At 73.2% G+C, this 12488-nt stretch carries 12 protein-coding genes; 4 read left to right on the top strand and 8 right to left on the bottom strand.

The window, feature by feature from the left end; all coding sequences use genetic code 11:
- Positions 1 to 87 precede the first annotated feature (87 nt).
- On the bottom strand, positions 88 to 927 hold the full coding sequence (locus tag IE318_RS39945) for an ATP-grasp domain-containing protein (protein WP_189907787.1): 840 nt from the start codon (positions 925 to 927) through the stop codon (positions 88 to 90).
- A gap of 344 nt (positions 928 to 1271) precedes the next feature.
- Here IE318_RS39945 and IE318_RS39940 point away from each other — a divergent pair, with 344 nt between their 5' ends.
- Complete coding sequence (locus IE318_RS39940) at positions 1272 to 1697, top strand: Zn-ribbon domain-containing OB-fold protein (RefSeq protein ID WP_189907786.1); 426 nt, start codon at positions 1272 to 1274, stop codon at positions 1695 to 1697.
- A 23-nt stretch (positions 1698 to 1720) separates the two neighbouring features.
- Here IE318_RS39940 and IE318_RS39935 read toward each other — a convergent pair whose 3' ends face one another.
- Positions 1721 to 2983, bottom strand: a complete 1263-nt coding sequence (locus IE318_RS39935; protein ID WP_189907785.1) for a glycosyltransferase 87 family protein — start codon at positions 2981 to 2983, stop codon at positions 1721 to 1723.
- Positions 2984 to 3440: 457 nt separating this feature from the next.
- Here IE318_RS39935 and IE318_RS39930 point away from each other — a divergent pair, with 457 nt between their 5' ends.
- Positions 3441 to 6173 (top strand): alpha/beta hydrolase, encoded by a 2733-nt coding sequence (locus IE318_RS39930; RefSeq protein ID WP_189907809.1) that lies wholly within the window; start codon positions 3441 to 3443, stop codon positions 6171 to 6173.
- Between the two features lie 104 nt (positions 6174 to 6277).
- Here IE318_RS39930 and IE318_RS39925 read toward each other — a convergent pair whose 3' ends face one another.
- Positions 6278 to 6703: a PPOX class F420-dependent oxidoreductase gene (locus IE318_RS39925; RefSeq protein ID WP_051844172.1), complete on the bottom strand. Its 426-nt coding sequence runs from the start codon at positions 6701 to 6703 to the stop codon at positions 6278 to 6280.
- Between the two features lie 191 nt (positions 6704 to 6894).
- Here IE318_RS39925 and IE318_RS39920 point away from each other — a divergent pair, with 191 nt between their 5' ends.
- Complete coding sequence (locus IE318_RS39920) at positions 6895 to 8313, top strand: S1 family peptidase (RefSeq protein WP_189907784.1); 1419 nt, start codon at positions 6895 to 6897, stop codon at positions 8311 to 8313.
- 142 nt (positions 8314 to 8455) lie between these two features.
- On the opposite strand, the gene IE318_RS39915 is transcribed toward IE318_RS39920, so the two are convergent.
- From IE318_RS39915 to IE318_RS39905, 3 genes are all read right to left on the bottom strand, one after another.
- Positions 8456 to 8641 (bottom strand): hypothetical protein, encoded by a 186-nt coding sequence (locus IE318_RS39915; RefSeq protein ID WP_189907783.1) that lies wholly within the window; start codon positions 8639 to 8641, stop codon positions 8456 to 8458.
- A 103-nt stretch (positions 8642 to 8744) separates the two neighbouring features.
- Positions 8745 to 9440: a L,D-transpeptidase family protein gene (locus tag IE318_RS39910; RefSeq protein WP_030172623.1), complete on the bottom strand. Its 696-nt coding sequence runs from the start codon at positions 9438 to 9440 to the stop codon at positions 8745 to 8747.
- Between the two features lie 172 nt (positions 9441 to 9612).
- A complete protein-coding gene (locus IE318_RS39905) occupies positions 9613 to 10401 on the bottom strand; it encodes an SDR family NAD(P)-dependent oxidoreductase (protein WP_189907782.1) in 789 nt (262 codons plus the stop codon).
- 49 nt (positions 10402 to 10450) lie between these two features.
- Between IE318_RS39905 and IE318_RS39900 the strand changes: the two genes are divergently transcribed.
- Positions 10451 to 10987: a hypothetical protein gene (locus IE318_RS39900; protein ID WP_189907781.1), complete on the top strand. Its 537-nt coding sequence runs from the start codon at positions 10451 to 10453 to the stop codon at positions 10985 to 10987.
- 66 nt (positions 10988 to 11053) lie between these two features.
- Here the strand turns inward: IE318_RS39900 and IE318_RS39895 are convergent, their stop codons facing one another.
- Both IE318_RS39895 and IE318_RS39890 read right to left on the bottom strand, forming a co-directional pair.
- On the bottom strand, positions 11054 to 11986 hold the full coding sequence (locus tag IE318_RS39895; protein ID WP_189907780.1) for an SDR family oxidoreductase: 933 nt from the start codon (positions 11984 to 11986) through the stop codon (positions 11054 to 11056).
- A 118-nt stretch (positions 11987 to 12104) separates the two neighbouring features.
- On the bottom strand, positions 12105 to 12488 hold a 384-nt coding region (locus tag IE318_RS39890), incomplete at its 5' end, for an MBL fold metallo-hydrolase (protein ID WP_189907779.1).

Genomic DNA, 12488 nt, shown 5'->3' with positions numbered 1-12488 from the left:
GCCGCGTACCGGTCTCCGCGCCCGTGCGATCTCCGCGCCCGTCCGACCGCACCAGCTCAGCACATCACGGCCGCGCCCGCCCGTTCGCTACGCCTTTCCCGCGGTTGCGAGAAAGCCACGCAGGGAACGCGTCATCGCGGCCACGAAGGCGTCTTGGCCCGTGTCGTCGAGTGCGTCCAGCGACAGATACGGGTTGAGGTCCTCCAGTTCTACCAGCAGCAGTTCCCCGTCCGGGGCGCGGCAGGCGTCCACACGCTGGATGCCGTGATCGAGGGAGTTCCACTCGATGAAGCGCCGGGCGAACTCCAGGTCGTCCCGGGTGGGTTCGTAGGGCCGCAACTCCCAGCGCCGCCCGGGGTCCGGGGCGTACAGGGCGTACTGGAAGTCGTGGTCGACGAAGTAGAAGGAGATCTCGTGGGCGAAGTCGATGTGCGGCTGGGCGAGGACGGTGCCGTCGACCAGGACGGGCAGCCGGTCGGCGGTGACGATGCGCAGCCCTATGGAGTCGGCGCCCAGTTTCGGTTTGACCACGTACCGGTCCGCGGCGGGCAGCCGGTGCAGGTCCTCGGGACGGTCGACGGTCGGGATGACCGGGTACCCGGCGGCGCTCAGGTCGAGGAGGTACTGCTTGCCGGCCATGTCGGCCCGGCCCGTGAGCGGGTTGTAGACGCGGATCCCGCCGGCCAGTGCCCGGGTCCGGAAGTCGTCGTAGGCGGCCTGGTGTTCCAGCACGGGTCCGCTGTTGCGGACGACGACGGCGTCGAAGGTGTCCATCAGGGCCGCCGCGTCCCGCGGGTGGCACAGCGCCAGGTCGAACTCCTCGCGGAGGCGGGCGGTCAGCCGTATGTCCTCGTCGCAGTAGCGGCGTCCGCGCGCCGGATACGCCAGGTCGGTGACGTACAGAAGGCGTGGGCGTGCGGACGGCATGCGGGACTCCCGGGGTGGTGTGTCCGGTGGAAGGAAGGCGAGGAAAGGTTACTGCGGGCAGGTCGGAGCGCTCGCCCGGCCCTCGGGGCCACCTCCGCGCACTGCACTGAGTGCCAGCGATCCCGGACCTGCCCCCACCGTCCCCCGGCCGCCTCGCCCCCGTCTCCCCGTCCTGCGGTACTCCGTACCGCGAGCGAGCCAGATTTTGGTACGGAGTACCTTTACGTCTGGCACTGAGTGCCATAACCTGTTGGCCGTGCACGGTGGCACGGCTGCCGCGCACGGGTGTGCACGGGTGGTCCGGGCACGCCGGATTCCGGCCGAGCGCAGGGAGTTGACCAGCGGTGTACCACTACTCAGGCAGCGTCGCTCACGCAGATGCCGGCTCCAAGGCGGGCTCCGCGACCGGCCTCCTCGAGCCCGGCGCCCGTGACCAGGACGCCCTGTACTTCCAGCGCTGCACCTGGTGCGGGACGGCCATGTTCCACCGGGTGCTGTGCCCGGTGTGCCGGGGCAGTGAGCTGCGCACCGAGCGCAGCGCGGGCACGGGAACGGTCCGCCACTCCACGGTGGTGCACCGCAACACCCCGGCCGCCCGCAACGTGTCGCTGATAGAGATGAGCGAGGGCTTCGTGGTACGGGGGCGGGTCATGGGGCCGCTGATCGGCATCCACGGCGGCGACCGGGTACGGCTGTCCACCGCCAAGGACCCGGTACGGGGCGAGCCCGTCTTCCAGCTTGTCGACGAGCCGTACAGCGCCTGGAGCTGACGGCCCCTCGGCGGCCGCCGCCGTCACAACAGCACCCTCGGGTGCGGCAGGTCCCGCGACCGTTCCGGTCCGGGGACGCCGGCACGCCGTTCCTCCTGAGCGGGTCCGAGGGCCAGGGCCAGGAACGTCAGCACCGCGCAGACGGCGTAGACGCTGCCCGGCCAGGCGAGCAGCTCCGGGTACGGACCGGGGTGCGCCCGCCGGTCCTCCGCACCGATGAGCAGCGGCACCAGGCGGGTGACGGTGACCAGCGCCCACAGGGCGAGGGCGATCCGGCAGAGCGGTCGCCGCCGGCCGGGGCCGTGGGCCAGCCAGATCATGGCGGGCACGCACCAGATCCAGTGGTGGCTCCAGGAGATGGGGCACACCAGCAGCCCGTACAGCTCCACGGTGACGAGGACGCCGAGCAGGTCGCGCCGTCGGACGCGGCGGTGCAGGGCCCAGGCCGCCGTGAGGGTCACCAGGGCCAGCGCCGCCCACCACAGGGCCGAGTCCGTCACGTCGGGGCCGAGCAGCCTGGTGAGTGCTCCGCGCAGGGACTGGTTGCGCACCGACCACACCGGGCCGACCCGCCCTGTGTCCGTCACCAGGTCCGACCAGTACCGTGCCGACGCGTCCGGGGCGACGCACCAGGCCAGGACCACGGTCGCACAGCCGGTCGCGGCCGCCCACGCCGCAGCGCGCCACTGCCGGGTGGCCAGCAGATACAGTCCGCCGACGGCCGGCGTCAGTTTCACCGACGCCGCCAGACCCACGGCCGCGCCGCGCCCCGCCGCCGTACGGGACAGGGCGAGTCCCCCGAGGGCGACGGCGCCCAACAGCAGGTTCACCTGGCCCTGGTCGAGGGTGTGCCGCACGGGTTCGAGCCAGGGTCCGGCGGCGGCCCAGAGCAGGGCGAGGTCCCGGACGCGGGCGCCGGGGCCCGGGGACAGCAGTCGCAGGGCGCACACCGTGATGACGAGCAGAGCCGCCAGGGACACCGCCTGCCACAGCGCGACCAGCACCGCCCAGGGCAGGTGCGCCAGCGGGAGGAACAGCAGCGCGGCGAAGGGCGGGTAGGTGAACGGCAGCTCGGGGATGGGCGGACCGGTGCGCACCACGTAGTCGTACAGACCGCCCGAGAGCACGTGCGGCGAGGCCTCGCGGTAGACACGCAGGTCCAGCGGGTGGGACGGATGCGTGACGACGGTCAGCGCGTACAGCGCCAGGGAGCCGGCCAGACACCAGCCGGCACGAGCGATGAGCCACTCGCCGATCCCCCGGCTCCGGGCCAGGATTGCCTTCACTCCACCAGCTCCGTCACGTCCGCGACGCCGTCACACCCGCCGCGACACCGGCGGGCCGGTGGTGCCGGCCCTGTCCGCGGCGCCCACAACGTAGCCGGACGCACATCCCGCGAAACGCCACCACGCGGAGAAACAACCCGCGGAACATATGTGTCATCCGGGCTCCACCTGCCCGCCCGTCCCACGTCGGACAACCGCAACCACCGGGCCCGAACCGCCGGTTGGCGACCGGTTGGCGTGATCGTGTCGCCCGCGCCGCCCCGTTCCCCTTCACAGGCAACCCACAGCACTGCAACCCCGTCCTCCGGGACGCGAGCGGCCCTCGGGACCGACGGGGCGCCTGAGCTCGTGCGCGGCAGGACGTGCGCGCCTGCCGGGGATTCCAAGGAGGGGACCATTGATCCGTGCCCGGATCCGTGCCCGGTGCATAGGTGTCACCGCCGTGGCGTTGCTCGCCATGGCGGGGACGGCGCCCGCATCGGCACAGCCTCAACCACCCCATGCCGACCGGCCGTTCGCGTCGAGCACCGACGGCGGCGCGCTTCCGCCGGGCTGGCGCGTCACCGGCGATGGGGCCGTCGGACAGCTGGAGTGGCACTCGGCCACTCCGGTGCCCATGGGTGACGCGCGTGTCGAGTTCTACGCGGGCGACCGGCTGATCGGGCGGCCGAGGCCCGGCGAGGACGGCCGCACCTTCCGCCTCGCCCTGGACAAGGCCCGCACCACCGACCTGCACGGCCTGCAAGTCCGCGCCGCCGGGCGGCGGTTGGACGCGCCCGGCGCCGCGGCGCACGCACCCGGCCGGAGTTCTCTCACGGCTGCGCAGCCGCCCGCGCCCCTCCCCGCGAACGGCGTCGACCCGGGCAGACCGGGCCCGTACCGCACCGTGACGGGCGAGTACAGCCTCAAGTCGGTGCGGCTGCCCGGGTTCTCGGCTCCGGTCGAGATGCGGGGCGTGGTGGTCGCGCCGCAGGGCGCAGCGGGCCGCCGGCCGCTCGCGCTGTTCCTGCACGGCCGCCACGCCACCTGCTACAAGCCGCACAGCGAGGAGGCCACCGGCGACTGGCCCTGTCCGGCCGGCACGCGGCCGATCCCCAGCTACCGCGGCTATCTCCAGGACCAGCGGCTCCTGGCCTCGCAGGGCTATGTGACGGTGTCGATCTCGGCCGACGGCATCAACGGACAGGACTGGGCGGCCGAGGACGGCGGCGCCCAGGCCCGTTCCTCGCTCGTCAGACAGCATCTGGCCCGGTGGGCCGACTGGGCCGCCCACCTGTCCTCCGCGCCCGACGCCGTGCGCCACGCGCCGACGGCGGACCTGTCGCGGGTCCTGCTGGTGGGGCACTCGCGCGGCGGCGAGGGCGTCAACCGGGCGGCCATGGACAGCCTCTACCCGCCGCCCGCCGACCAGGACGGCTACCACGGACCCGCCCGCTGGCACATCAGCGGCACCGTGCTGATCGGCCCGACGATCTTCGGCCAGAATCCGGTCGCCGACGTGCCGTCCACGACGATCCTGCCCGGCTGCGACGGCGACGTCTCCGATCTGCAGGGCGAGGTGTACGTCGACGGCACCCGCGGTGTCAGCCGAGGCACCGCCCTGCACAGCGCGGTGTATGTGATCGGCGCCGACCACAACTTCTTCAACACCGAGTGGACCCCGGGCAGGGCGCAGGCGCCCGCCGAGGACGACTTCTACGACGACCCCGACCACCGGGACGCGGTCTGCTCGCCGGGCACCCGCACCCGGCTGACCGCCGACCAGCAGCACCGGGCCGGCGCCACCTACATCGCCGCGGCGGCCCGGCTGTTCGTCGCCGGCGACGACCGGGTGCGCCCGCTGCTCGACGGCTCCGGCTTCCGGGCGCCGTCCGCGGACCCGGCGCGCGTGCTCACCCACGCCGTCGGCGCCGGCCGCACCGGCGGCCTACTGCCGGACGGGCCGGTCTCGGTGACCGGGGGCCGGCTGTGCTCGGCGGTGGACCCCAGCCCGTCCGCCGCCTGCCTCGGCTCCGGCACCACCGGCCTGTCACCGCACTTCGCCCAGTGGGACACCGCCCGGGAGACCGGCCGCCGCGCGGTCGCGCTGCGCTGGTCCGCCGCCGGATCGACGGCACGGATACGGTACGCCGCGCCCGTGTCGCTGAAGGGCTCCGGGAGCCTGGCGCTGCGCCTCTTCGTGCCGCCGAACAGCTCCGGCACCCGGCTGGACGTGGCCCTCACCGACGCCTCCGGCCGCCGGGCCGTGCTCGGCCGGGTGCGCGTCGACGGGCTGCCGGGCACCGAACGGACCGCCTCCTACTGGGCGCGCGAGCTGCGCGTCCCGCTGACCGCCGCCGCCCGCGCCGGGCTCGACCTGCGCAGGATCGCGGCGCTGGAGCTGACACCGCGCAGCGGCTCGGGCCGTGCCTGGCTGATGGACGCCTGGGGCTGGCGCCCCGGCACCCCGGCGGTGCGGGCGGCCGCGCTGCCCCGCGTCGACATCGGCCGCCTCACGGTCAAGGAGGGCGATTCGGGCGTGCGCACCTACCGGGTGCCGGTGCGGGTCTCCGGCCACGGCACCGGGCAGATACGGCTGTACGTCCTGGACCCGGTGACGGGCAAGGCCGGCGACCGGCTGGTGACGGTACGGCCGGGCGGCCACGCCGTGGACGTGCCGGTGCGGGTGGCGGGCAACACCCGCTTCGGTGAGGATCTGCCGTACGACGTGGTGGTGAAGGCGGTGCACACCTCGGTGGTCGGCTCCCACCGGGGCGGGGTGACGGTCGAGAACGACGACCCGCGGCCGACCGTCACGGTCACGCCCCTGGCCGACCGGGTCACCGAGGGGAAGCCTCTGAAGTGGCGGATCGGCCTGTCGGCGCCGGCCGACACCGACATCGTGGCGGCCTTCCTCGTACAGCCCGTCGCCCAGGGTCCGGAGCTGTCCACGAAGGACGTCGACGCGGGGTGGCTGCGGGACGTCTCCGGCGAGTCGCCCGACCCGGAGCGCCCGCTGTCCCAGGTGCAGGGCCTGTATCTGGTCGCGGGCTTCCGGCCGGGCGAGGTGAGCACCGAGGTGACGGTCCCGACGGTTCAGGACCGGGTCAAGGAGCCGGCCGAGTCGGTGCGCTTCCAGCTGACCGACGACTCCTGGGAACCGCAGGAGGGCGGCGCGCTGCTGACGGGCACGGTGCTGGACGCGTCGTAGGGCCTGTCCCGTCGGGCGACTCCCGTCGGACCATGGCCTCTTGCCAGGGCGGGGCCTCCCGCAGGGACGGGGCCGTGCCGTCCCGGGTGGCCCTCGCGCGCCGGTCAGCGCGTGAGGGTCACCCGGATCCCGACGGTCCCCCGCTCGCCCCGCCGCAGCCGGCTGCCGAGCAGGGTGAGGCGGCCGACGAGGCCGTACTTGCGGGCGATCAGGCCCCGGTAGCGGGCGGTGGTGGCCGGGTCGCAGATCTCGGCGGTCGCCGGGAGCTGATCGCCCGTCGGGTGGCCGCGCAGGTCGCAGGGGCCCACGAGGACGTCGGCGCGGTTGCGGATCCGCCTGACCTTCCAGGAGTCGGCCGCCGTCCACGCGCCGAGCGCGTCGCCGTCCCGCACCACCCACACCGGGGTGGCGACCGGGGTGCCGTTCTTCCGGTAGCTGGTGAGCAGCAGGTACTTGCCGGCCGCGAGCCGTGCCAGTTGGGCACCGAGGGGATCCGGCTCACCGGTCGGGTCGTTCGGGATCCTGTTCATGCGCCCAAGATAGGCGGCTTCGTCCGCCCGGCACAGGCGGCCTCGCCCGCCGCCTGGAACGACGCGGGCGCACGACGGCAGGGACTCCTCCGGGGCTGAACGCCGGCCGGCCGCGACACGTATGGAGGGAGGGCGCCCAAGGACCGGTGCGCCGCGCTGTGTTGGGAGTGTTCGGTGTTCGGGAGCCACGCATGAGGCACGCACGACGACGGGTCGTGAGGCGGGTGACACGGCTGACGGCCGTGGCGGGACTCCTCCTCGGAGGAGCGATGGTCGCGCAGGCCGCGATGGCGGACGAGGCCCCCGCCACCGCCGGTGCCGCGCCCGGCTCCGTACGGTCAGCCGCCGCCACAGGTGCCGCCACGGCCGCCTCGACGGGCGCCGATCTGGTGGCCCGGCTGGGTACGGCGCGCACGGCGGGCAGTTGGATCGGCGCCGACGGCCGCCCGGTCGTGGCCGTCACGGACACCGGTGCCGCGGCCGAGGTCCGGCGGGCCGGGGCCGAGGCGAGGGTCGTGCGGCACAGCATGGACGAGTTGAGGTCGGCCACGGCGGCCCTGCGCGCGGCGCCCCGGGTGCCCGGCACGGCGTGGGTGACGGACTACCGGACCAACCGGGTGACGGTCGAGGCGGACAGCACCGTCTCCACCGGCGACTGGGCGCGAATGTCCCAAGTCGCCGACGGCATCGGCTCGTTCGTGCACATGCAGCGCGCCAGGGGCCGGTTCACCACCCGCCTCAACGGGGCGCAGCCCATTCTGTCGACCGGCGGGCGCTGCTCGGCCGGCTTCAATGTGACCGACGGGCGCGGCGACTTCATCCTCACCGCCGGTCACTGCGGCCCCACCGGCTCCATCTGGTTCGCGGACGGCCAGGGCAGCCGGCAGCTGGGCACGACGGTCGGCGACAGCTTCCCCGGCAGCGACTTCTCGCTGGTGAAGTACGACTCCGGCCGTGCCGGGCCGGGCGCGGACGTGGTGGCGATCGGCGGGGGCAACGGGGTGCGGATCACGGGCGCGGGTGATCCGGCCGTGGGGCAGCGGGTGTTCCGCAGCGGCAGTACCAGCGGGCTGCACGACGGTGAGGTGACGGGGCTGAACGCGACGGTGAACTATCCGGAGGGCACCGTCACCGGCCTGATCCAGACCACGGTGTGCGCCGAGCCCGGCGACAGCGGTGGCCCGCTGTTCTCGGAGGGGATCGCTCTGGGGGTGACCTCGGGGGGCAGCGGCGACTGCACGACGGGCGGTACGACGTTCTTCCAGCCGGTGACCAAGGCGCTGACGGCGCTGGGTGTGAAACTGATCGTGTCGGCGCCGCAGCAGGGTGCCGGCCAGGGCGCCGCTTCCTCCGGCGCCCCGTCCACCCCGTCCGCCCCGGCCACCCACAGCGCCATCGCGCCCGGCGCCGTATCCCCCGGGGCGTCGGCGCCGGTGACGGGCGCGACGACCGGGGTGACGCTGCTCACCCGGCTCACCGACCCAAGGAACGTCGGCCCGGGGCTGCTGGTCATCGCCGGCAGCCTGATCGCGCTGGTGGCGACCCGGTGGATCCGCTCGGAGCAGGACAGGAAGGCGTACCAGCGGTACTACTCGGCCACGTGGGGCTGACGGGGACGATGCCGGAGGCGGCGCCGGAACGGACCGGCTGCGGTCCGTGCGAACAGAGGTCGGTGCGCTGGGTCACAGAGGTCGGTGCGCTGAGGTCGGGGCACCCTTTTCCGCGTTCGACGGGGGTGCCCCACGAGGCCGGTCAGGCGGCCCTGTCCGCGTGCGGAGCGGCCGCGGCCCACTCCATGACGAGGCGCTGGTACAGCTCGCGCTGCTCGGTGGTGAGTGTCCCGCCCGACCGGCGCCACAGGGCCCGGATCTCCTCGTTGACCTCCGCGGCCGATCGCTCGGAGGCGGCTTCAACAGTGGTGGACATGCTGTGAAGCATATGCCGCTCGACGTGAAGGCGCTGTGAGTAAGTGCACGCCATACGGACATTCCGGACCGTGTCGCTCATCACGTGAAACCGGCGCAACCCGCCGCCCCGGACCTCAGGTTCCGGGCTTGCGGCCGTACACCATGACGTCGTCGCCCTTCTTCAGCAGCGACCAGTACTTCTTGGCGTCCTTCGTGGTCATGTTCACACAGCCATGGGAGCCGGGCGGGTTCCACATGCTGAGGCCCACCGAGTGGAACGCCTGGCCGCCGTCGAAGAACTGGCTGTAGGGCATCGGCACGTTGTAGAGGCTCGAAACGTGGTCGATGTCACGCCAGTAGATCTTCTTCAGACCCGTGCGGGTCTCGTAGCCGTTGCGGCCGGTGCGCACCGGCACGGGCCCGTACACGAGCTTGCCGCCGTCCTGGATCCAGCTCAGCTGCAGGGTGAGGTTGACGCAGGCGATGCGGCCCTTGTTCGTCGGGCACTTGCCGTCCTTGTTGGGCTTTTTCCCCACGGCCTTCTGCTTGTTCATGAGATCCATCACGCCCCAGGTGACCGGACCCGCGTACCCGATGTTCGGGGTGATGCCGTGCTTGGTCTGGAAGGCGCGTATGGCCGTGCAGTCGGCGGCCGACTGCCGGCCGTCGACGGGCCGGCCGAGGAACTTCTCCACCTGCTTCTGGTACGGCCCGGTCTTCGTCGTACAGCTCGCCGCCTGTGCCGGTGCTGCGCCGAGCGCGAGCGTGAGCGGCGCGACCATCCCCGTGACGCCGAGTACGACGGCTCCCCGCCTGCCGATGTTCCTCATCGTGGTCCTTCTCTCCCCCGTGGTGCGTTCGCGTGTCCGCGCTCTCGGACACATAGATAGCTATGGGGCGAGATCGGTTGTAAGCCGCTTCATGCCGAAACGAAACAGTGACCTTCGGCACCCGGCGCCGCCGGCCGGATGCCCGCGCGGCCATGGCGTCAGGGGGTCGCTGTCAGGAGGGGCGAAGGGCGGTCCGGAAGCCGGTGTTGACGGCTGTGAGGCCGCCGTCGACGGTGAGGGTGGTGCCGGTGATCCAGGCCGCGTCGCGTGAGGCGAGGAAGGCGACGGCGGCGGCGATGTCGTCCGGCTCTCCGATGCGCCCCAGGGGGTACAGCCCGCGGATCCGGTCGAGTTCGGCGTCCCGTCCCTCCCACGCCGAGGTGCGGACCGTGCCCGGCATCACGAGGTTGACGCGGACGCCCCGGGCGGCGGCGTGCCCGGCGAGGGTGCGGGTGAGGGAGACCAGGCCCGCCTTCGCGGCGCTGTAGGCGTGGTTGCCGAAGTCCTGGGTGCCGTTGACGGAGCCGATGCTGACGATCGCACCCCGGCCGGACGCCACCAGGTGGGGCAGGGCGGCGCGGCAGCAGCGGTGGGCGCCGGTGAGGGTGACGTCGAGGTCGCGCGCCCAGTCCTCGTCCGTGCCGTCCTCGAAGAGCGGGGTGTCGGGAGTGCAGTGGGCCGCGCTGTTGACGAGCACGTCGAGCCTGCCGAACGCGTCGACCGCGTGCGCGACGGCCGCCTCCACGGAGTCCCCGTCGGCCACGTCGCAGCGGTACGCCCAGGTCGCCAGTCCGCCCTCGCGCAGGATCGCCGCGGTCTTCTCCGCCACGGTCGCGTCGGCGTCGGTGACCAGGACCCGCGCCCCCTCCTCGGCCAGTCGCCTGGCGATGGCCGCGCCGATGCCGCGGGCCGCGCCGGTGACGAGCACTCCGTGTCCCTCGAACCGCCTCGTGTCCGTCATGGGCAGAACCTACCGTCGCGGCGATCGTTTGGGCAGATACCGTACGGTCATGTCCGCGTTCATACAGCAACTCCCCGCCCTCATCGGCGTCGTGATCGGCGCGCTGGGTTCGTATGCGGCGGTCGTGCGCAGCGACCGGGCGCGGTTCCTCCGGGAGCGGACGGCACGTTGGGAGGAGCGGCGGCTCTCGGTGTACTCCGACTACGCGCGCTCGCTGAAGAAGACGGTCGCGCTGACCTACCGGGTGGCCTCCCATCTGGGCGCCGACCCGCATCCGCACCCCCTGCCGATGGCGGAGGCCCAGCCGTTGCTGGCGGAGGCGGCCGTCGCCCGGGAGCCCTCGGGCGAGACGCTGATCATGCTGGGCAGCAAGGAGGCGGTGGAGAAGGCCCGGGTGTGGGTGGCCGTGGTGCTGGAGATGGAGCGGTTCGTGCGCGAGGGGCGGCGGGAGCCGGAGGCCTGGCAGACGCTCCTGGCACAGCAGCGCGCCGCGCGCGAGGGCTACTACGCCGCCGTGCGCTCGGACCTGGAGCTGCCGCCGGGCCACGGGGCGCGTGCGCCGCTGCCGTCCGTACCGGTTGCGTGAGCGCCGCTGCTGTCCGTGCCGGCCGCGTGCATGCCGCTGCCGTCCGTACCGGCCGCCCGAGTCTCCTCACCGGTAACCGGTCGCATCCGCCGGCTTGCCCGCGTCCTGCACCTCGACCAGATACCGCCAGGCGTCGGGGCGGCTGCCGTCCACATCGGTGAAGCCGTACACCTGGGCGAGCCCGCCACCGGACAGCGACTGCCCGTTCCAGCGCGCCACGTCCGGGTCGGCAGCGAGGGCGGCGACGGCCCGGCCGACGTAGCGCGGAGTCTCGGAGATGGCGAAATGAGGCACCTGCTCCAGGGCGTCCCGCCAGTTCTCCTCCCGCACCCCGAAGTGGTCGAGCATCATCTCCGAACGCAGCCAGCCGGGGGTGAGCGCGACCGCGGTGGCGCCGCGCGGGCCGAGTTCGTGGCCCAGGGCGAAGGCCATGCGCAGCACGGACGCCTTGGCGAGGTCGTAGAAGAGATTGACGCGGTAGGTGTTCCGGTTGTACTCGGCGGTGCCGTCGGTCATCTCCACCACCAGGCCGCCGGGCCGGCGCAGCAGCAGGGGCAGGGCGTGGTGGCTGGTGACGGCGTGTGTCTCCACGGCCAGGCGGAGCAGCCTGAGGCCGGCGGCCAGGTCGTGCTCCCACACGGGGGTGTCCCACTCGAAGAGTTTCTCGCCGCCCCAGATGTCGTTGACGAGGACGTCCAGGCGGTCCTGTTCGTGTGCGATGCGCTCGACGAGGGCGCGAACCTGGTCGGGCTCCAGATGGTCGGTGGGGACGGCGATGCCGTGGCCGCCGGCCTCGGTCACCAGCTCGGCGGTGTCCTCGACGGTCTCGGGGCGGTCGTACTCGGAGCGCTGGGCGCGTGTGCTGCGTCCGGTGACGTACACGGTGGCGCCGGCCGCGCCGAGCTCCACGGCGATGCCGCGGCCGGCGCCGCGTGTCGCTCCCGCGACCAGCGCGACCTTGCCTTCCAGTGAACGTGAACGTGGACGTGGACGTGACATGCCCGGCCTCCTGTGCGTCTTCCCGCGGTGTCCTCGTCGAGGGTGGCGCGGAAGCCGGACATCTTCTGTCGTCTTTTGTGTCGGCTTTCTGTCGGCTACGTCCCTCTGCCGGCGCCGATCAGTGACCGCGGGCGATCCACTCCTGAAGGTGCGGGGCCTCCGTGCCGATGGTGGTGGCGTCGCCGTGGCCGGTGAGGACCTTCGTCTCCGGCGGCAGGGTGAGAAGGCGGTCGCGGATGGAGTCGATGATCGTCGGGAAGTCGGAGTAGGAACGGCCGGTGGCGCCCGGCCCGCCCTGGAAGAGGGTGTCGCCGGTGAAGACGACGCCGAGCCCGGGGTCGTGGAGGCAGACCGCGCCCGGCGCGTGACCGGGGGTGTGCAGGACGGTGAGGTCGGCCCCGGCCGCCTCGATCACCTGGCCGTCCGTCAGGTGTTCGTCGGGGTCCCGGTCGCGGTGGGTCATCTTCCACAGCGGCAGGTCGTCGGGGTGCAGCCAGATCGT

The sequence above is a fragment of the Streptomyces spiralis genome (assembly GCF_014654675.1).
GTDB classification, from domain to species: Bacteria; Actinomycetota; Actinomycetes; order Streptomycetales; family Streptomycetaceae; genus Streptomyces; species Streptomyces spiralis.
This window is presented reverse-complemented; position numbering and strand designations above follow the sequence as displayed.